Annotated in this window: 17 protein-coding genes; 9 read left to right on the plus strand and 8 right to left on the minus strand. The window is 75.0% G+C overall.

Annotated elements, in window-relative coordinates; genetic code table 11:
- Positions 1-246: 246 nt before the first annotated feature.
- From ACFYZS_RS21125 to ACFYZS_RS21140, 4 genes are all read right to left on the minus strand, one after another.
- Positions 247-915 carry a hypothetical protein gene (locus ACFYZS_RS21125; RefSeq protein ID WP_389014595.1) on the minus strand — a complete coding sequence of 223 codons (669 nt, stop codon included), beginning with the start codon at positions 913-915 and terminating at the stop codon, positions 247-249.
- Between the two features lie 134 nt (positions 916-1,049).
- Positions 1,050-2,279 carry an FAD-dependent monooxygenase gene (locus tag ACFYZS_RS21130; protein ID WP_389014597.1) on the minus strand — a complete coding sequence of 410 codons (1,230 nt, stop codon included), beginning with the start codon at positions 2,277-2,279 and terminating at the stop codon, positions 1,050-1,052.
- 123 nt (positions 2,280-2,402) lie between these two features.
- Positions 2,403-4,043, minus strand: coding sequence for a phosphoglucomutase (alpha-D-glucose-1,6-bisphosphate-dependent) (gene pgm, locus ACFYZS_RS21135; protein ID WP_389014599.1), 1,641 nt, complete (start codon positions 4,041-4,043; stop codon positions 2,403-2,405).
- A gap of 156 nt (positions 4,044-4,199) precedes the next feature.
- Entirely contained in the window at positions 4,200-5,174 is a 975-nt protein-coding gene (locus tag ACFYZS_RS21140) for a class I SAM-dependent methyltransferase (RefSeq protein WP_389014601.1), read from the minus strand.
- A 78-nt stretch (positions 5,175-5,252) separates the two neighbouring features.
- Here ACFYZS_RS21140 and ACFYZS_RS21145 point away from each other — a divergent pair, with 78 nt between their 5' ends.
- The gene (locus ACFYZS_RS21145) at positions 5,253-5,873 is read left to right on the plus strand and encodes a helix-turn-helix domain-containing protein (RefSeq protein WP_389014604.1); all 621 of its coding nucleotides are present in this window, start codon (positions 5,253-5,255) and stop codon (positions 5,871-5,873) included.
- 15 nt (positions 5,874-5,888) lie between these two features.
- Here the strand turns inward: ACFYZS_RS21145 and ACFYZS_RS21150 are convergent, their stop codons facing one another.
- On the minus strand, positions 5,889-6,638 hold the full coding sequence (locus ACFYZS_RS21150) for an anti-sigma factor domain-containing protein (protein WP_389014607.1): 750 nt from the start codon (positions 6,636-6,638) through the stop codon (positions 5,889-5,891).
- Positions 6,635-7,159 (minus strand): ECF RNA polymerase sigma factor SigK, encoded by a 525-nt coding sequence (sigK, locus tag ACFYZS_RS21155; RefSeq protein WP_389015159.1) that lies wholly within the window; start codon positions 7,157-7,159, stop codon positions 6,635-6,637. The genes ACFYZS_RS21150 and sigK overlap by 4 nt, the downstream gene beginning before the upstream one ends.
- Positions 7,160-7,521: 362 nt before the next feature.
- Between sigK and ACFYZS_RS21160 the strand changes: the two genes are divergently transcribed.
- The 4 genes from ACFYZS_RS21160 (at position 7,522) to ACFYZS_RS21175 (ending at position 11,723) form a co-directional block, all read left to right on the plus strand.
- Positions 7,522-8,790: an NAD(P)/FAD-dependent oxidoreductase gene (locus tag ACFYZS_RS21160; RefSeq protein WP_389015162.1), complete on the plus strand. Its 1,269-nt coding sequence runs from the start codon at positions 7,522-7,524 to the stop codon at positions 8,788-8,790.
- 86 nt (positions 8,791-8,876) lie between these two features.
- Positions 8,877-9,644, plus strand: a complete 768-nt coding sequence (locus tag ACFYZS_RS21165) for a DUF1365 domain-containing protein (protein ID WP_389015165.1) — start codon at positions 8,877-8,879, stop codon at positions 9,642-9,644.
- Positions 9,641-10,918: a class I SAM-dependent methyltransferase gene (locus ACFYZS_RS21170; RefSeq protein ID WP_389014610.1), complete on the plus strand. Its 1,278-nt coding sequence runs from the start codon at positions 9,641-9,643 to the stop codon at positions 10,916-10,918. Before ACFYZS_RS21165 ends, ACFYZS_RS21170 begins: the two co-directional genes overlap by 4 nt.
- A gap of 70 nt (positions 10,919-10,988) precedes the next feature.
- Complete coding sequence (locus ACFYZS_RS21175; protein WP_389014613.1) at positions 10,989-11,723, plus strand: alpha/beta fold hydrolase; 735 nt, start codon at positions 10,989-10,991, stop codon at positions 11,721-11,723.
- Here the strand turns inward: ACFYZS_RS21175 and ACFYZS_RS21180 are convergent.
- On the minus strand, positions 11,695-11,916 hold the full coding sequence (locus ACFYZS_RS21180) for a hypothetical protein (protein WP_389014616.1): 222 nt from the start codon (positions 11,914-11,916) through the stop codon (positions 11,695-11,697). The genes ACFYZS_RS21175 and ACFYZS_RS21180 overlap by 29 nt on opposite strands.
- Positions 11,917-12,036: 120 nt before the next feature.
- Positions 12,037-12,447, minus strand: a complete 411-nt coding sequence (locus ACFYZS_RS21185; RefSeq protein WP_048479056.1) for an organic hydroperoxide resistance protein — start codon at positions 12,445-12,447, stop codon at positions 12,037-12,039.
- A gap of 122 nt (positions 12,448-12,569) precedes the next feature.
- On the opposite strand from ACFYZS_RS21185, the gene ACFYZS_RS21190 reads away from it, so the two are divergent.
- The 4 genes from ACFYZS_RS21190 to ACFYZS_RS21205 all read left to right on the plus strand — a co-directional run bounded on the left by ACFYZS_RS21190 (position 12,570) and on the right by ACFYZS_RS21205 (position 17,909).
- Positions 12,570-13,043: a MarR family winged helix-turn-helix transcriptional regulator gene (locus ACFYZS_RS21190; protein WP_389014619.1), complete on the plus strand. Its 474-nt coding sequence runs from the start codon at positions 12,570-12,572 to the stop codon at positions 13,041-13,043.
- A gap of 93 nt (positions 13,044-13,136) precedes the next feature.
- Positions 13,137-13,592: a hypothetical protein gene (locus ACFYZS_RS21195; RefSeq protein ID WP_389014622.1), complete on the plus strand. Its 456-nt coding sequence runs from the start codon at positions 13,137-13,139 to the stop codon at positions 13,590-13,592.
- Positions 13,589-17,470, plus strand: coding sequence for a hypothetical protein (locus tag ACFYZS_RS21200; RefSeq protein WP_389014625.1), 3,882 nt, complete (start codon positions 13,589-13,591; stop codon positions 17,468-17,470). The genes ACFYZS_RS21195 and ACFYZS_RS21200 overlap by 4 nt, the downstream gene beginning before the upstream one ends.
- A 52-nt stretch (positions 17,471-17,522) precedes the next feature.
- The gene (locus ACFYZS_RS21205; protein ID WP_389014628.1) at positions 17,523-17,909 is read left to right on the plus strand and encodes a VOC family protein; all 387 of its coding nucleotides are present in this window, start codon (positions 17,523-17,525) and stop codon (positions 17,907-17,909) included.
- Positions 17,910-18,084 lie beyond the last annotated feature (175 nt).

Below are 18,084 nucleotides of genomic sequence, written 5' to 3' on the forward strand. Positions count from 1 at the left end.
CCACCGCGAGGCCCCTTCCGGCTCGGCTCCGCGCCGGGCCGCCCCCGCGTGACCGCACGCCGTGCCGGCGCCGCGGGCGCGGGATTCAAGGAGGGGTACGTGCCCGCAGCCGCCGGGGCGGCCGCCCGGGCCGCTCACCGCGGACGGCCGCCGTCTCCAGCGTAGGCCGCACTGCCGCCGCCCCGCACAGCGGCGGCGGCCGTCCGGCGGGCGCGGTCACGGTGTGGGCCCCGGGCCGCCGCCGGGCTACGAGACGAACTCCTCGTCCCCGTAGCGCACCTTCGCGGTGTTCCAGTCGATCCCGAGGCCGGCCGTGAGGCGGCGGGCCAGCGGGAGCTCGGAGACGGGGGTGATCAGGATGAGGCGGCCCCCCACGGTGACGGAGCCGCCGCCGAGGCGTTCGCGGGCCTCGGGGTCCGCGAGCAGCGCTTCGCGCAGGCCGGCGGCCGAGACGCCCGGAGCCTGGATCTCGACCGCGTCGGTGTCCGGCGAGGTGCGCGGCAGACAGCGGAAGGTGAGCACCGACTCCTGGTGGTACTGCTTGCGGATGACGTCGGCGATGTGGTGGAGCCCGTCGGCGCCGACCTTGTCGACGTCGAACTCCCGCGAGCGCTCGTACGTGGTCGTCTTCAGCTCTGCGGACCAGAAGACTCCGTCGAGCAGGGTGGACTCCCCCGCCCTCGCGCCGCCCGCGCGGATGATCCGGCGCACCTCGTGGTCGAAGCGCGTCAGCCGCGTCCGCAGCCGTACGTCATCGGGATCCGTGATGACCGCCGTGTTGTCGGTGGCGAAGATCTCCCCGGCCGCCCGGCAGCCGCCGGTTGCGTCCCCGGCACTCGCCTGCGCGGTTCCGCCGCCGATGGTCCCCCACACCAGGACGCCGACCGCGACCAGGACGCCCCACCGCTGCTTCATGCCCAACTCCCCGCCGCCCACGAGCCCATGACGCCGCGCCCCGCAGGCGCCGCGGGATCACCGTAGGGCCTGCGGCGCGGCTCGCGGGGCGGCAACGCCCCGCCTGGCCGACAACGAGCGGAGGGAGCGGCCGATCAGCCACCGGTCTTCGGCGTCATGGCCTGGCCGCCGATGTCGGCGGCGCCGTCGAGCAGTTCCCGCCACCACGACTCCACCTCGCGGTGGTTCATCGCGGCCCAGGCAGGGGTCCGCTCGACCTGGCCCCGGCCGAGGCGGCGGGCGAGGGCGACCATCTCCCGCCCCGCGGGGCCGCGCGCGGCCTGGTATCCGCCCAGCAGCTCGGCCCAGCCGCCGGCCCGGCGCCAGGCGTCCTCGAACGCGGAGGCGTCCTGGAGCGCCTTGGCCACCCCGCTCGTGTTGTGCGGGCGCACCACGGTGGCCGCGTCGCCCGCGAGCAGCAGGCGACCGGCCGTCGTGCGGGCCGTCTCGAGGTCGTAGATGGGCTGGACGTAGGTGTCGGCGGGCTCCGTCAGCGCGAGCACCTGCGCCCAGTGGGGCGGGAACTCCCGCTCCAGCAACGTGCGCAGGTGTGCGGTGAGTTCCTCGGTCACGCGGCCCGGCGGGAAGCTCGTCGGATCGTCGAACGGCAGCCGGCTGCCGCGCGGGGGCATGGCGTACAGGACCCAGTTGACCCGGGGGCCGTCCGGCCCGGGGATGGGGTAGACGACGCAGCTGCCGCCGGTGAAGCAGACGGTGGTCACCGCGTCGGTGGGCACGCCGCCGTTTCCGAGCCCGTCCAGCCGCCGGGCGTCGAGGTTCCCGCGCCAGCAGACGTACCCGGCGTAGACCGGCCGGGACTCCGGGCAGACCGCCTCGCGCACCACCGAGCGGTATCCGTCGGCGCCGACGACCAGGTCGAAGGGCTCGGCGGTCCCGTCGGCCGTCCGTACCTCGGCCCGCTCGCCCGTGTCGGCCACGCCCGTCACGGCCGCGCCCTGCCGGTAGACCACCGAGGCGGGCGTCGCCTCCCGCAGGCCGCGCCACAGCAGGCCCCAGTGGTAGGAGTGGAAGGGGAACGGCTGCTCCCAGAACACCCTCCCGGCCGGGCCGGCCGCCGCGTCGTCGCGGACGATCCAGCGGCGCCGGGTGAGCGGGTGGGCGGCGATGCCGGCGGGCAGGGCGCCGGTGGCGGTGAGTTCGGCGGCCCGGCCGTCGTGGATGCAGAGCCCCAGTCCCCGGTCCGCCAGCCGCCCGCGGGTGCGCTCCAGCACCACCACCTCGTCGGCGCCCGCGCGGGCGGCCGCCGAGGCCAACGCGCAGCCCGCAACGCTCCCGCCCACCACCGCGACTTTGCCGCCTCGCATGACCGCTCCCTCCGCGCGAACTCCCGGAGCCCGCCACCCTACTGAGAAGTCCCGGGTGGGGTGGCGGGTTCGTCGGCGCGAGGCGCGTCGGTGACCTCGGTGACGGCTCGTCCGCGGGGCGGCTCAGTCGGCCAGCGCCGCGGAGACGACGGAACGGGCCTCCTCCTGTACGCGGGTCAGGTGGTCGGCGCCCAGGAAGGACTCGGCGTAGATCTTGTAGACGTCCTCCGTGCCCGACGGGCGCGCCGCGAACCAGGCGTGCTCCGTGGTGACCTTGATGCCGCCGATGGCGGCCCCGTTCCCCGGAGCCTGCGTCAGCACCGCCGTGACCGGTTCCCCGGCCAGGGTGTCCGCGCTCACCTGATCGGGGGACAGCCGGCCCAGGACCGCCTTCTCCTCCCGGGTGGCCGGGGCGTCGATCCGGGCGTACGCCGGCTCGCCGAACCGGGCGGTGAGGGCGGCGTAGCGCTCGCTCGGGGTCTGCCCCGTCACGGCGAGGATCTCCGAGGCCAGCAGGGCGAGCAGGATGCCGTCCTTGTCGGTGGTCCACACCGAGCCGTCTCGGCGCAGGAAGGAGGCCCCGGCGGATTCCTCGCCGCCGAAGCCGATGCCGCCGCGGGAGAGCCCGTCGACGAACCACTTGAAACCGACGGGCACCTCGACCAGTTCACGGCCCAGGTCCGCGGCCACCCGGTCGATCATCCCCGAGGAGACGAGGGTCTTGCCGACGCCCGCGTCCGCCGGCCACTGCTCGCGGTGGCCGTAGAGGTACTCGATCGCGGTGGCGAGGTAGTGGTTGGGGTTCATCAGCCCGCCGTCCGGGGTCACGATGCCGTGCCGGTCGGCGTCCGCGTCGTTGCCGGTGGCGATCTGGAAGCGGTCCCGGCCCTCGATCAGCGAGGCCATCGCGTACGGGGAGGAGCAGTCCATCCGGATCTTGCCGTCCCAGTCCAGCGTCATGAACCGCCAGGTGGGGTCGGTGTACGGGTTGACCACGGTCAGGTCGAGGCGGTGCTCCTCGGCGATCCGCCCCCAGTACGCGACGGAGGCCCCGCCGAGCGGGTCGGCTCCGATGCGCACGCCCGCCGCGCGGACGGCGTCCAGGTCGAGCACGGACGGCAGATCGCGCACGTACGTGCCGAGGTAGTCGTACGTACCCGTGGTCGCGGCGGCCGAGGCGCGCGCGAACGGGATGCGCCGGACCTCCTTCATCCCGCCGGTGATGATCTCGTTGGCGCGCTCCTGGATCCAGCCGGTCGCGTCCGATCCGGCGGGCCCGCCGTGCGGCGGGTTGTACTTGAAGCCGCCGTCAGCGGGCGGGTTGTGCGAGGGGGTGACCACCACGCCGTCGGCCAGCGCCGAGGTGCGGCCCCGGTTGTGGGTGAGGATCGCGTGCGAGACCGCGGGCGTGGGGGTGTAGCCGTCGGCGGAGTCGACGAGCACGGTCACGTCGTTGGCGGCGAAGACCTCCAGGGCGGTCACCCGGGCGGGCTCGGACAGGGCGTGGGTGTCCGCGCCGAGGAAGAGGGGGCCGTCGATGCCCTGCCGGGCCCGGTACTCGCAGATCGCCTGGCTGGTCGCGGCGATGTGGTCCTCGTTGAAGGCCGTGGCGAGGGAGGAGCCGCGGTGTCCCGAGGTGCCGAAGGCGACGCGCTGGCCGGGATCCGCCGGATCGGGGTGCAGCGCGTAGTAGGCGGTCACGAGCCGGGCCACGTCGACCAGGTCCTCCGGGCGCGCCTGCTGCCCCGCTCTTTCGTTGAGCATCCGCCCATTCCTCCGTACTGGATCAAAGAGAACAACCGTGGTCATTGTGTCGCCCCCTGAACGTGCCCGCACCGCCGCGTCCCCACTCGGCCCCCGCCTGTGCCCCGGGTCACGCGGTCGGGCACGCGGCGGGGATCGCCGCGGCCGGGGCGGGGGTCAGCCGCCGGAGGCCTCCCGTACGCCGGTGAAGACGGTGGTGGCGGACAGGAGGAAGGCGTCGGGCCGGTGCAGGATCCCGTGCCGGGCCGCGGGATCGAGGAGCGCGTCGAGGGTGTCGAGGTCCTGCGCGTCGAGCATGTCGCTCGCGGCCTCCCGCAGCCGGGTCAGCTGGGTGTGCAGGAAGGTGCGGGCCGTCCCGCCCAGCGGGGCCGGCAGGTCGAGGAGGTACGTGAAGCTCCCGGCGCGGGACAGCCCGGCGCGGCCCAGCATCGCGGGCCAGTCCTCGACGACGGGGGTGGTGCCGGGGAGCTCGGCCCGCATGACCGAGAACCAGTGCTCGTGGACGGCGTCGAGGCGGGCCTGCAAGCCGGGCCGGCCGATCCCGATGTCGCGCGGGAGGAAGCGCATCGGCAGACCGCCCTCCGCCACGGCGAGCACCCCGCCGGGCCGCAGTGCGCCCGCCAGCGCGTCCAGGGCGCCCTGCTGATCGCCGAGGTGGTGGACGGCCTTGCTGCTCCAGATGAGGTCCGCCGTGCCGAGGCCGTCCCCGCCGGGCCCGTCCCCTCCGTGCAGGCCTTCGGGCAGTTCCGCGTGGTGTACGGACACCCGGTCGCCGAGGCCGAGCTTCTCGGCGCGGGCCAGGGCGCGGTCCAGCAGCCCGGGCGTGGCGTCGACGGCGACGGTCCGGGCGCCGGCGAAGGCCTCGGCGAGCACGCAGGTCATCACGCCGGGTCCGCTGCCGATGTCGAGGATGCGGCCGACCTCGGCCCGGGGGTCGAACAGCCCGCTCAGGTGGGCCGCCGTCCGGCGCAGGCCGGGGAGTTGCAGTTCGGCGCCGCTCTCCAGCCGGGTCGCCATGACCTCCCAGTCGACGTCGGTGGAGTGGCGGCCGTGACCGTGGCCGGCCGGGTGCGTGTGCGCGGGTCCGTCCGCATGGCCGTGCGCGGGGCCGGAATCGCTGTGTGGGCTCATGCCTCGGAGCCTGCCCCCGGGGGATCCGATTCGACAACTCTTGTTGCCGTTTCCGGGACGGGCGGGTGGAATGCCTCCATGGACACACCAGCCGGCACTCCGGCCGACGCACCGGCGCCCTACCGGACCGTTCTCGACGAGGTCGGCCCGCGGCTCAAGCGGCTGCGCGCCAGGCGCGGCCTCACCCTGGCCGCGCTCTCCGAGACGACGGGCATCTCCAAGAGCACCCTGTCCCGGCTGGAGTCCGGGCAGCGCCGCCCCAGCCTGGAGCTGTTGCTGCCGCTGGCCGGTGCGTACCGCGTGCCGCTGGACGATCTGGTGGGAGCGCCCGAAGTGGGCGACCCCCGGGTGCGGCTGACCCCGCACGCGATGCCGAACGGCGATTCGTACGTCCCGCTGTCCCGGACTCCGGGACCCTTGCAGGCGTACAAGATGATCATTACCGACCGGGGTGCGGAGCCGGACCTGCGCACCCACGAGGGGTACGAGTGGATGTACGTGCTCCAGGGCCGGCTGCGGCTGGTGCTCCCCGAGCACGATCTGGTCCTCGGCCCCGGCGAGGTCGCCGAGTTCGACACGCGGCTGCCGCACTGGTTCAGCAGCGCCGACGGCCGGCCCGTCGAGGTGCTCAGCCTCTTCGGCCGGCAGGGCGAACGCATGCACGTGCGCGCGAAGCCCGCCCCGAAGCCCGCCCCTTAGGAAGGCGGGGCGGGCTCAGGCCGGCAGGTTGAGGAGCAGCAGCGGGCGGGTGGTGGGCCGGGCGGATCCGCCGGCGGGTTCGACGGTGAGCCCCACCCCCGAGGCGCCCTGGATGCCGCCCTGCATGAGCGTGGCCCCGTCCTGGGTGAGGAGGCCGGCGGGGCGCATGGTGCCGTGGTCCTCGAACCAGAGCTGGTACGTCCGGCCCGCTCCGGGGTCGGGGAGCCCGGCGCCGATGAAGACCGCCCGGTTCTGCAGCTTGGAGCTGACCACGGAGGTGGCGGCGCCGGTGGTGGTGCGGCCCCGTACGGTACGGGCGTCGGGGGCGGCCACGACGGCGCTGACGTCCTGGAGGCGGCGTTCGGAGGCCTGGGCCTGCTGCCGGGCGTCCTCGGCGAGCTGCTTCTGCCAGACGGTGGCGCCCCCGAGCACGGCCGCCCCGGCGATGCTCGCGGCGATGGCCAGCGTGATGGCCTTGCGGCGCAGGACGGCCGTGAACGTCATCGGCCTGCCCGAGTCGGGCAGCAGCGGCGGCAGTTGGCGGACCGAGTCGATGCCGTACAGGACCGCGTCCTTCATGTGCGCGGGCGGTGGCAGGGTGGCGGCCCCGGCCAGGCGGGCCGCGGTGGCGGCGAACTCGGCCACTTCCTGCCGGCAGGAAGGGCAGTCGGCGAGGTGCGTGGTGAACACCTCGTGTTCCGCCGGTGTGAGTGCGTGGAGGGCGTACGCGCCGGTGAGGGTGTGCAGTTCTCCGTCGTGCTTCATGTGGTCACCCCCATGCAGTCGCGCAGCCGGATGAGCCCGTCGCGCATGCGTGTCTTGATCGTCGGCAGCGGTGTGCGCAGGGTCTCGGCGACCTCGCGGTAGGTCAGTCCCTGGTAGTAGGCCAGGGTGACGGCCTGGCGCTGGATCTCGGTCAGGCCGCGCATGCAGCGCCGGACCTGTTCGCTCTCCAGCCTTGTTTCGACCTGTTCGGCCACTTCGTCGAACGGCCGCGCCTGTTGTCGCGCCGCCTGGTCGTGTTCGCGGTTGATCGCGGCCTGGGCGGAGCGGACCCGGTCGACGGCCCGGCGGTGGGCGAGCGTGGCGGCCCAGGTGCGCACGTTGCCCTGTTCGGGGCGGTAGCGGGCGGCCTGCCGCCACAAGTCGATCATCACCTCCTGTGCCACCTCCTCGGACTGGGCGCGGTCGCGTACGACCCGGACCACCACTCCGAAGACGGTCCCGGACAGGGCGTCGTAGAGAGCGGAGAAGGCGTCCTTGTCGCCGCGGGCCACCCGGGACATCAGGTCTTCGAGCCGGGGGGCAGCGGTGTCGGGGACACCGAAGGGCAGCGGTTGCCCGGTGGTGGCGGAGGGTCCGCCGGGGTCCGTCCGTCGCATGACAGTCCTTTCCTGTCGAAAGGACCGGCCCTTCCACGAAGAGGGCCGACCGCTCCGGATGCTGCCAGGTTCACGTTCTTGACCGGTCTTCGGAGCAGACATCTGTGCGGATTGGTCAACCGGGTCGCCAATTTCCGATCGATGTGCAACACCTCGCACCGCTGTTGATTCAGCTTTCGGCAACTGCCACCAATCCGCGCGCACTTCGGCCGCGAAGCAGGGGGAAACGCCGTCCGGACGGCGGCGTGGCGACCGGTGGGGAGTGACTGACTGTGCGTACCCAGAGTGTGGCCGTGATCGGCGGCGGGGTGGCGGGGCTGACCGCCGCCTACGTCCTGCAGAAGGCGTGCGACGTCACGCTGTACGAGGCGGAGCCCCGCCTGGGGGGCCACGCCCACACCCATGAACTGCCGGCCCCGGGCGGCGGAACGGTGCAGGTGGACTCGGGGTTCATCGTCCACAACGAGCGCACGTACCCCCTGCTGATGCGGCTCTTCCGCGAGCTCGGAGTGGCCACGCAGGACTCCGAGATGAGCATGTCGGTACGGTGCGACGGCTGCGGCCTGGAATACGCCGGCGCCCGCGGCGCAGCCGGCCTGTTCACCGGGCGGGCCGCCCTGGCGGGCCGGTACCTGCGGCTGCTCGCGGAGGTGCCGCTCTTCCACCGCCGGGCCCGCCGCCTGCTGGCCGAGCGCGATCCGGAGCAGCGGCTGACCCTCCGCGCCTTCCTCGCCGACGGCGGGTTCTCCCCGTACTTCGTCGGCCACTTCATCACGCCGCTGGTGTCCGCCGTGTGGTCCTGCCCCACCGAGACCGCGCTGGAGTACCCGGCCGCCTACCTGTTCCGCTTCCTCGACCACCACGGGCTGCTGTCCGTGAGCGGCTCCCCCCAGTGGAAGACGGTCACCGGCGGCAGCGCGGCGTACGTGGACAAGGCGGCCAAGGAGATCAGCAACATCCGGACCGCCACCCCGGTCAACCGGGTGGACCGGATACCGAGCGGCGTCCTGGTGGGCACCGAGGACGGCACCACCGACGCCTACGACTGCGTCGTCATCGCCACGCACCCCGATCAGGCACTGCGCCTGCTGGCCGAGCCCACCCGGGACGAGCGGCGGATCCTCGGCGCCTTCCGGTACGAGACGAACCCGACGGTGCTGCACACCGACACCGGCCTGCTGCCCCGCTCGCCCCGGGCCCGGGCCTCCTGGAACCACCATCTCGACGACTGCCATCCGGGGCCGGGAGGGGTGCGGGTCAGCTACGACATGACACGGCTCCAGCGGCTGCCCGGCGACGCCCGGTACGTCGTCACCCTGAACCCGGGCGGGCGGATCGACCCCGAGCGCGTCCTGGCCCGCATGGACTACGCGCACCCCGTCTACACGCCCGAGTCGGTGGCCGCGCAGCGGGCGCTGCCCCGCCTCAACACGCGGGTCACCGCGTTCGCCGGGGCGTACCACGGGTGGGGCTTCCACGAGGACGGCTGCCGATCGGGCGTGCGGGCGGCCGAGGCGCTGGGGGTGCGGTGGTGAGCCGGGTGGACGCGCCCACGGTGGCGCAGCGTACGAGGCCGACGATCCGGAGGGGTCCGAAGGCCGCGGCGGCTCCGGCGGGCCCGGTGGTCCCGGTGGTCCCCACGCCCCCCGCTCTTCCGCCGGTCGCCGTGCCGGCCCTGTACGACTGCGTCGTCTCGCACGCGCGGACGGCCCCGGTCCGGCACTCCTTCCGGCACCTCACGTACATGTGGCTCGTGGACCTGGACGCGCTCCCCCGCCTCCCGTGGCCGCTGCGCCCCCTGGCCCGCTTCGACGCCAGGGACCACTTCACCGCCGCACCGACGATCCGGGCCGGCCTCGACGCGTACCTGGCCTCCCGGGGCGTACACCTCGACGGCGGGCAGGTCCTGATGCTGGCCCACGCCCGGGTGCTGGGGTACGTCTTCAACCCGCTGACGCTGTACTGGTGCCACGACCGCGCCGGAGCCCTGGTCTGCGTCGTGGGCGAGGTCCACAACACCTACGGCCGGCGGCACTGCTACCTCCTGCGGACCGACGAGGCCGGCCGGGCCGAGGCGGCGAAGGAGCTGTACGTCTCGCCGTTCTTCCCCGTCGACGGCCACTACCGCATGCGCCTGCCGGAGCCGCGGGAGCGGCTGGAGATCGCCGTCCAGCTCGAGCGCGCCGGGCAGCGACCCTTCACCGCGACCCTGCACGGCCGGCACCGACCCGCCACCGCCCTGGCCCTGCTGCGCGTGGCCGCCCGGCGGCCGTGGTCCACGGCCGCCGTCTGGGCCGGGATCCGCCGCCAGGCCGTCCGACTGCTGCTCCGCGGGCTGCCCGTACAGCCCCGACCCGACCGCGCGCCCCAGGAAGGCATCCTCCCGTGACCCTTTCCCTCCCCCGTAGCGCCGACGCCGACACCGACACCGACACCTCCGGTACGCAGGCGTGGCCGGACGTCGCGCGCCCCCCGGCGGCCCCCTTCGGGCACACGGCCGTCGCCCGCGCGCTGGTCCGTCGCGCCGTGACCGCCCTGCCCCTGCGCTGCCGCTTCGGCGCCGAACCGGCCCGGGGCAGCGGTCCTTCGCTGACCGTCCACGACCCGGACGCCTTCTTCGGCCGGATCGGGGCGCACGGGCTGATCGGTTTCGGCGAGTCCTACATGGCGCGCGAATGGGACAGTGACGACCTGACCGGCCTGCTGACCGTCCTCGCCGCCCATGTGGACGACCTCATGCCCGTACCGCTGCGCCGGCTGCGCGGAGCCTGGGTGCAGCGCAGGCCCGAGACCCAGCTGAACTCCCGGACCGGGGCCCGGGAGAACATCCGCCGCCACTACGACCTGTCGAACGAGCTGTTCGCGCTCTTCCTCGACGAGACCCTGTCGTACTCCTCCGCCGTCTTCACCTCCTTCCCCGCCCGCCGCGAGAGCCTGCCGGCCGCGCAGCACCGGAAGATCGACCGGCTGCTGGACCTCGCCTGCGTCGGCCCCGGCGCGCGTCTGCTGGAGATCGGCACCGGCTGGGGCGAGCTCGCGCTGCGCGCCGCCGCCCGCGGGGCCCGCGTGACCACGCTGACCCTCTCCGCCGAGCAGCAGCACCTCGCCCGCCGGCGGATCGCCGCCGCGGGGCTGGCCGACCGGGTGGAGGTGGAGCTGCGGGACTACCGTGACGTGGAGGGCCGGTACGACGCGGTGGTGAGCGTGGAGATGATCGAGGCGGTCGGCAGGGACTTCTGGCCGACGTACTTCGCCGCCCTGCGCGACGCGGTGGCGCCCGGCGGACGGATCGCGCTCCAGTCGATCACCATGGGGCACGAGCGGATGCTGCGCACCGCCCGTACGCACACCTGGATCAGCAAGTACGTCTTCCCGGGCGGTCTGATCCCCTCCCGCGAGGCCATCGAGGCGCACGCGGCCGGGGCCGGGCTGCGGATCGTCTCCGACCAGGGCTACGGCGACCACTACGCGCAGACGCTGTGCCTGTGGCGGGAGCGCTTCGCGGAGCAGGCGCAGGCCGTGGCGGCGCTGGGCTTCGACGCGACCTTCCGGCGGATGTGGGAGTTCTACCTGGCCTACTCCGAAGCCGGGTTCCGGTCCCGCTACCTCGATGTCCGCCAGCTGCTCCTGACGGAGGACATCTCGCTCGGGGCCCGGCCGTGACCCCCGCCTGCGGGCAGGTCCTCGGGGGCGACCCCGCGGCGGCGGCCGGCGCCCTGCGGGCAGGCCGGGCATGAGGGGGCCGGCGGGTGCGCTGGTGCTGCACCGGGTGCCGCGGAACCCGACGGCCGCGGTACTCCTGCTGCACGGAGGGCGGGCGGAGGGGCTCGAAGCCCCGCCGCGGCCGAACCTGCCGGGGCTGCGGATGCGCCCCTTCGCGCGGGCGATCGCGGGTGCCGGGGCGGCGCGGGGTGTGGTGGTGGCGGAGGTCCGCTACGAGCACCGGGGCTGGAACGGCCACCGCGCGGATCCGGTCCACGACGTGTGGCAGGCGCTGCACGAGCTGTGCTGCGTGGCCGGGCCCCTGCCCGTGGTGCTGGTCGGGCATTCCATGGGAGGGCGCGCGGCGTTGCGGGCGGCCGCCGACCCGCTGGTCCGCGCGGTGGTGGGACTGGCGCCGTGGTGTCCGCCGGGTGAACCGGTGCTGCACCTCGGCGACACGGCCGTGGTGCTCCTGCACGACGAGGCCGACCGCGTCACCGACGCGCGGGGGTCGTGGGACTACGTACGGCGGGCTCGTGCCCGGGGCGCCCGGGCGGCGGGCATCGCCATGCCGTACGGCGGGCACGCGATGCTCCGCCACGCCCCCGCCTGGCACCGGGTCGCGACCGACACCACGCTGGGCCTGCTCGGCCTGGCCCCGCTCCCGGAGGACCTGTTCACCGGCCGCGTCCCCGCCCCGCCGGGCCCGTCCCGCGGGCTCGCGGCCGCGGGGCGGGTCAGCGGCCTGCCGAAGCGGTGGTCGTGAGCGGCGGGCGGTCCGGCTCTTCCACGTGTCGCCCCAGGAGCAGCAGGCCGACGTGGAACAGGAGCGGACCGACGGTGTAGACGGCGGGCTCCACACCGGCGTGGCTCTTGACGCACCGGAACAGCTCGCGCATCGCCCGGCCCGCCGCGGCCGTGCGGCGCATCCCCGACACGACGGGGACGAAGCACAGCACGGCTGCCAGGAAGAACAGGTGCCTCGAGGACCGGGCCGGCCCGGGGCCGTGTTCGGGGAACGCCCTGGCCCGCCCCTGACGGGGCGGGCCCTGAGCCTTGGGGGAAGACCCCGGTGGGGATTACTCGACCACCAGCGTGACCGGGATGTTGCCTCGGGTGGCCTTGGAGTAGGGGCAGACCTCGTGGGCCTGCTTGACCAGCAGCTCGCCCGTCTCGCCGGCGAGGGACTCCGGCAGCTCGACACGGAGGGTGACCGCCAGGGCGAAGCCCGTGTCGTCCTTGCCGATCGAGGTCTCCGCGGTGACCGACACCTCGCCGGTGTCCACCTTCGCCTGCCGGCCGACCAGGCCGAGCGCGCTGGCGAAGCAGGCCGCGTAGCCCGCCGCGAAGAGCTGCTCGGGGTTGGTGCCCTGGCCGCTGCCGCCGAGCGCCGGGGGCATGGCGAGCGCGAGGTCGATCTGGCCGTCGGAGCTGACCGTGCGGCCCTCGCGGCCGTTGGCGGTGGCGACAGCGGTGTACAGCGCGTCCATGGGGGTTCCTCTCGCGGTGGTGACCGTTCAGCCGGTGATCGGCTGACACCCAGAATTAGAGCACACAATTAAGTTGTGCACAACTAAATGCCTCGCAGCCCTGCCCGGGTACACTTGCGTCCATGAGCGAGCAGCCCACCCGAACCCTCCGCGAGGAGGACTTCCTCCGCCTGGACGGCCAGATCTGCTTCGCGCTGAACTCGGCGAGCAGGGCCTTCAACGGCCTCTACCGCGTCGTCCTCAAGGACCTCGGCCTGACCTACCCCCAGTACCTGGTGATGCTGGTGCTGTGGGAGCACGGCACCACGCCCGTCAAGGAGATCGGAAAGCACCTCCGGCTCGACTCGGGCACGCTGTCGCCGCTGATCAAGCGCCTCGAGGCGGCCGGGCTGGTCCACCGCGAGCGCAGCACCGAGGACGAGCGGTCCGTGTACGTCGGCCTCACCGCGTCCGGCACGGCGCTGCGTGACCGCGCGGTGGAGGTGCCGCGCCGGATCGCGGCCGCGACGGGCTTCGAGCTCGCCGAGATCCGCGACCTCCAGATCCGCCTCCACCGCCTCACCGCGGCGCTCGACGCCGCCGTCCCCGAGGCCTGACCGCCCCGGAGCCATTGCCCCGGCCGAAGCGGGCGAAACGCTTCCCGGAGGGTGCGGGGGCTCCTACCCTCGTCCGCGAGGGAGGGGTTCATCATGGAAGAGATCGTGACTGCCGCGGCGGCGTCCTTGTTGGGCGCGATGGCCACGGACGCCTGGGGGCAGGCTCGGGACGGCGTGATCGCCCTGTGGAGACGGGTCCGCACGGGCCGGGCCGGTGTGCCCGGCCGGGAATCGTACGATGCGCAGGACTCGGAACTCGACACCCGACTCGCCGCCCTGCGCGCCGGGTTGACCGAGGCGCGGCGCACCGGCGACACCAGGGCGGAACAGGCCCTGGCGGGTGACTGGCAGGAGTGGTTCCGCGAGCTGCTGCGCCGCCACCCGGAACTGGCCGACCCGGTCCGCGACTTGATCGACGAGCTCGCACCCGTCGCGGCGTCGGCGGCGCAGCCGGGGACGGCCGGTGGCGGCGCCGCCGTCAGCGCCAACGTCTCCGGCCACGGCCGGGCCTACCTGGCCGGCCGCGACCTCACCGTCCACGAGCGATGACCGATCCGGCCGCCGGTCCGCAGGAGTCCGAACAGCCTTCCGTGCACGCCGAGGTGAGCGGCAGCGCCCGCGCCTACCTCGCGGGCCGGGACATGCACCTGTACATCGAGGACGGCGTACGGACGCTGCGCCGGACCCTCTCGGGCGGCGCGCGCGAAGGCGGCGACGGCGCCGGGGACCGCTGCCCGTATCCCGGCCTGCGTCCCTTCGCCCCGGAGGAGCACGAGTGGTTCCGCGGGCGTGAGGAGGTCACCGCCGATCTGCTCCAACTGCTGGCCCAGCGGCTGGAGTCGGGCGGCCCGCTGATGGTGGTGGCGCCTTCGGGCGCGGGCAAGTCCTCGCTGCTGCGGGCGGGCGTCCTGCCCGAGATCGCCGCGGGCGCGCTCCCGGCCGCCGGCTCCGCGCACTGGCCCCGCGTCGTCCTCACTCCGACCGCGCGGCCCCTGTCCGCCCTCGCGGACGCGCTGTCCGCCGCCCTGTCCGAGGAACTCGGCGACACCGCCCCGGAGCGGGTGCGCCGGGCCCTGGCGCAGGGCCCGGAGGCCGCGGAGCTCCTCGTACGAACGGCCCTGCGCGGCGCGCCGCCGCGCGGGGGGCCCGCGCCCGCACGGGTCGTGCTCCTCGTGGACCAGCTGGAGGAGCTCTTCACCGTCTGTACCGACCTGGCGGAGCGGCGGGCGTTCGTACGGGTACTGGCCCGGCTCGCGGCCGGGCCGGCCGGGGAGCCGGCCGCCGCGCTCGTCATCCACGGCCTCCGCGCCGACTTCGTCGCCGCCTGCGCCGCGCATCCGGAGCTGCGCGACGCCGTACGGCACGGGCAGGTGCTGCTGGGGCCGATGGGCGAGGCGGAGCTGCGGGACGCGATCGTGCTGCCCGCTCGGGACGAGGACCTGGTCGTCGAACCGGGCCTCGTCGAGCTGCTGCTGCGTGATCTCGGGGACGGTCCCGGCACCGCCTCCGAGGCCGGGCGGCTGCCGATGCTCGCGCACGCGCTCCAGGCCACCTGGCAGGTGCGCCGCGGGCACGTGCTCACCGTCGAGGGGTACCGGCGCACCGGCGGCATCCGCAGGGCCGTCGCCACGACCGCCGACCGGGTCTACGACGGCCTCGACGAGGCGGCGCGCCGGGCCGCCCCCTGGGTCTTCGTCCAGCTGGTCAACGTCGGTGAGCGCGACGCGGCGGACAGCCGCGCCCCGCGGGACCCCGAGAGCCTGCTCTCCGCCGCCCGCGGCACCGACCGCGACGCCGTCGCCGCCGTCCTGCGCGAGTTCACCCGGGCCCGCCTGCTCACCCCGTACCGCGACTCCGTGGTCATCACCCACGAGGCACTCATCAGCGCCTGGCCCAGGCTCCGGTCCTGGATCGACGACGACCGGGCCGGGAACCGGCTGCGCCAGCGCCTCGCGCAGGACGCCGACCTGTGGACCCGGAGCAAGGATCCGGCCCTGCTCTACCGCGGCGGCCGGCTCTCCGACGCCCGCGAGGCCCTGACGGGGACTCCCCCGTCCGGCGGCGCACGGGAGTTCCTGGCCGCCTCCGAGCGCCAGGCCGCGCGCTCGGCCCGGCTGCGCCGGGCGCTCATCGCGGTGCTCACCGCGCTGGCCGTGCTCGCCTCGGGCGCCGCCGTCCTCGCCGCACGGCAGAGCGCGAACGCGTCCAGGGAGCGGGACACGGCGGTACGCCACCAGATCGCCGCGACCGCGGACCAGATCCGCGGCGCGGACAGCGCGTTCGCCACCCAGCTGGACCTGGCCGCGTACCGGATGAACCCCACCGAGCAGCTGCGGACCCGGCTGGTGTCCGATCAGAACGCCCCGCACTCCCCGGTCACCGTCACCCACGACGGGCCCGTGACGGCCGTCGCCGTCAGTCCCGACGGGACGCTGCTGGCGGGGGCCGCCGCCCCCGGCCTGCGGCTGTGGCGCCTGCCCGCCGCGGCGCCCTCCGCGCGACGCGTAGCCTCACCCGTGCCGCTCGGCGACCCGCTCCCCGGCACCCCGCTGACCGCCTCCTTCAGCCGCGACGGCCGCACCCTGGCCGTGGGCGGCGTCGACGGCTCGCTCCGCCTCTACGACCTCGGCGACCCGGCCCGGCCGCGCCCGCTGGGGCAGCCGCTGCCGGCGCACACGGGCGCCGCGAACGTGCTCTTCAGCCCGGACGGCCGGCTCCTCGCCACCGCCGGCCACGCAGCCGCCGACACCGACGAGGTGAGCCTGCGGCTCTGGGACGTCGGCGACCCCGCGGCCCCGCGCCCCCTCGGCGTGCCGGTGCCCGGCCTCGGCGCCGTGCCCGCCCTGGCGTTCGGCCCCGACGGCCGGACCCTCGCCACCACCCGGGCCGCGGCGGCCGACGGGTCGACCCAGGAGTCCGTCCAGCTGTGGAAGGTGACCGGGGGCGGCGCACCGGCCCCGATCGGCGCACCCCTCGCCGGGAGCTTCGGCACCGTCAACGCCCTCGCCTTCAGCCCCGACGGCAGGATGCTCGCCACCGGCGGCTACGACACGGCGCTGCGGCTGTGGGACACCACGGACCCGGCCCGCGCGAGCCTCGTCGGCAGCCCGCTGTACGGGGGCACCAACGCGCTGGTCACCGTCGCCTTCAGCCCGGACGGGCGCACAGTCGCGGCGGGCGGGGCGGACAGCACCGTCGCGCTGTGGATCGTCTCGGATCCGTACCGCCTGCGCCGCACCTTCCGCTCCGCGCCGCTGACCGGGCAGACCGGCGGCGTCAACAGCCTCGTGTTCGCCCCGGGCGGGCAGACCCTGGTCAGCGGCGGCGGTGACCGCACGATCCGGCTGTGGGCGCTGCCGCCCACCGTCCTCGCCGGTCACGGCATGGCCCGGCTGAGCGGCGACGGCCGCATCCTGGCCTGCCTCGGCTTCGACGGCCGCATCCAGCTCTACGACCTCTCCCCGCCCGCGGGGTCGGCGGGCCCCGGCGTGCCCCGTCCGCTGAACCCGGCATTCGACGCCGAGCGCCTCGACTGGATCGAGTTCAGCCCGACCGGACGCACCCTGGCCGCCGCCGGGAGCGACGGGACGCTGCACCTGTGGGACGCGAGCGATCCGGCGCACCCCGAACGGCTCGGCAAGCCGCTGCCCGGCCCGTTCAACGAGCTCGCCTTCAGCCCGGACGGCCGGACGCTGGTCAACACGGACAACCGGCGGCAGCCCTCCGTCACCACCCTGTGGGACATCGGCGACCCGGCGCGGCCGGCGCCCCGGGGCGGGCCGCTCGGCTGGTTCGGGCAGCAGGCGGACGTGCACGGGATCGTGTTCAGCCCGGACGGCCGCTTCCTGGCGGGCGCGGTGGGCGGGAACGGGAACAACGCCATCGACCGCAACGTCCTGCTCTGGGACGTCACCGAACCGGGCCGGCCCCAGGGGCTGTCCGGGGCCCAGGTGAGCGACCGGGGGGTGCTGATGAGCCTCGCCTTCGCCCCGGACGGCCGGCTGCTCGCCACCGGCAGCGCCGACGGGGTCGTCCGACTGTGGAACACCGCCGACCCGGCCCGCGGCATCACCCTGGCCGGCTCCCTGACCGCCCACCAGAACCTGGTGGGCGCGCTCGCGTTCAGCCCGGACGGCCGCACCCTGGCCAGCGGGGCGGCCGACACCACGGTCCGGCTGTGGGACGTGGCGAAGCGCTCCCCGCTGGGCGGGCCGCTGACCGGGCACACGCTGCCGGTCGGCGACGTGGCCTTCGCCCCGGACGGCCACACCCTCGTCACGGCCGGCTGGGACGACACCGTCCGCCTGTGGGAGACCGACCCGGCCCGGCTGCTGCCCCGGCTGTGCGCGGCCACCGCCGGCCCGCACGACCGGGAGCTGTGGCAGCGCCACGTCCCGGGCACCCCGTACGCCCCGGGCTGCGGTTGATCCGGCCCGATCGGCAAGACACCCCCTGCGGACACCCCCTAGCCTCGTCGGCATGGTGCACGTACTCGGCAGCCGCGTCCTGCTCACCCCCACCGACCCGGAGCGCTCGCGCGCCTTCTACGGCACCACCCTCGGGCTCGCCGTCCACCGGGAGTTCGGGACCGGGCCGGACCGCGGCACGGTCTACTTCCTGGGCGGCGGCTTCCTCGAGGTCTCGGGGCGCGCCGAGGCCCCGCCCGCCCCCGGGCTCCGGCTGTGGCTCCAAGTCGCCGACGCGCAGGCGGCGTACGAGGAGCTGCTGGCGCGGGGCGCCGAGGTGCTGCGGCCGCCCCTGCGGGAGCCCTGGGGGCTGATCGAGATGTGGATCGCCGACCCGGACGGGGTCCGCATCGCCGTGGTGGAGGTCCCGGCCGACCACCCGTTGCGGCTGCGCCCCTGAGCCCCGCGACCCCCGGTCCCGCCCTCGGACGAGGAACGGGAACCCGGCCCGGACGGCGCAGCTCCTGGTCCGCAACCACTGAAGCCCGTCCACCCATCGGGGGGACATCGGGCCCGTCCCCTGGACACGCCGTCAACCCCTGCCGGCCCTGTGGCCAGCAGGGAAGCGGGTACGC

The sequence above is a fragment of the Streptomyces sp. NPDC001903 genome, assembly GCF_042891345.1.
Taxonomy (GTDB): domain Bacteria; phylum Actinomycetota; class Actinomycetes; order Streptomycetales; family Streptomycetaceae; genus Streptomyces.

What these genes read in the sequence shown, in the direction of transcription:
- ACFYZS_RS21195 (WP_389014622.1), top strand. Translation starts at nt 13,137, where the DNA reads ATGGAAGAGATCGTGACTGCCGCGGCGGCGTCCTTGTTGGGCGCGATG.
- ACFYZS_RS21140 (WP_389014601.1), bottom strand. Translation starts at nt 5,174, where the DNA reads ATGAGCCCACACAGCGATTCCGGCCCCGCGCACGGCCATGCGGACGGA.
- ACFYZS_RS21125 (WP_389014595.1), bottom strand. Translation starts at nt 915, where the DNA reads ATGAAGCAGCGGTGGGGCGTCCTGGTCGCGGTCGGCGTCCTGGTGTGG.
- ACFYZS_RS21205 (WP_389014628.1), top strand. Translation starts at nt 17,523, where the DNA reads ATGGTGCACGTACTCGGCAGCCGCGTCCTGCTCACCCCCACCGACCCG.
- ACFYZS_RS21130 (WP_389014597.1), bottom strand. Translation starts at nt 2,279, where the DNA reads ATGCGAGGCGGCAAAGTCGCGGTGGTGGGCGGGAGCGTTGCGGGCTGC.
- sigK (WP_389015159.1), bottom strand. Translation starts at nt 7,159, where the DNA reads ATGTCCCGGGTGGCCCGCGGCGACAAGGACGCCTTCTCCGCTCTCTAC.
- ACFYZS_RS21150 (WP_389014607.1), bottom strand. Translation starts at nt 6,638, where the DNA reads ATGAAGCACGACGGAGAACTGCACACCCTCACCGGCGCGTACGCCCTC.
- ACFYZS_RS21190 (WP_389014619.1), top strand. Translation starts at nt 12,570, where the DNA reads ATGAGCGAGCAGCCCACCCGAACCCTCCGCGAGGAGGACTTCCTCCGC.
- ACFYZS_RS21200 (WP_389014625.1), top strand. Translation starts at nt 13,589, where the DNA reads ATGACCGATCCGGCCGCCGGTCCGCAGGAGTCCGAACAGCCTTCCGTG.
- ACFYZS_RS21145 (WP_389014604.1), top strand. Translation starts at nt 5,253, where the DNA reads ATGGACACACCAGCCGGCACTCCGGCCGACGCACCGGCGCCCTACCGG.
- ACFYZS_RS21185 (WP_048479056.1), bottom strand. Translation starts at nt 12,447, where the DNA reads ATGGACGCGCTGTACACCGCTGTCGCCACCGCCAACGGCCGCGAGGGC.
- ACFYZS_RS21175 (WP_389014613.1), top strand. Translation starts at nt 10,989, where the DNA reads ATGAGGGGGCCGGCGGGTGCGCTGGTGCTGCACCGGGTGCCGCGGAAC.
- pgm (WP_389014599.1), bottom strand. Translation starts at nt 4,043, where the DNA reads ATGCTCAACGAAAGAGCGGGGCAGCAGGCGCGCCCGGAGGACCTGGTC.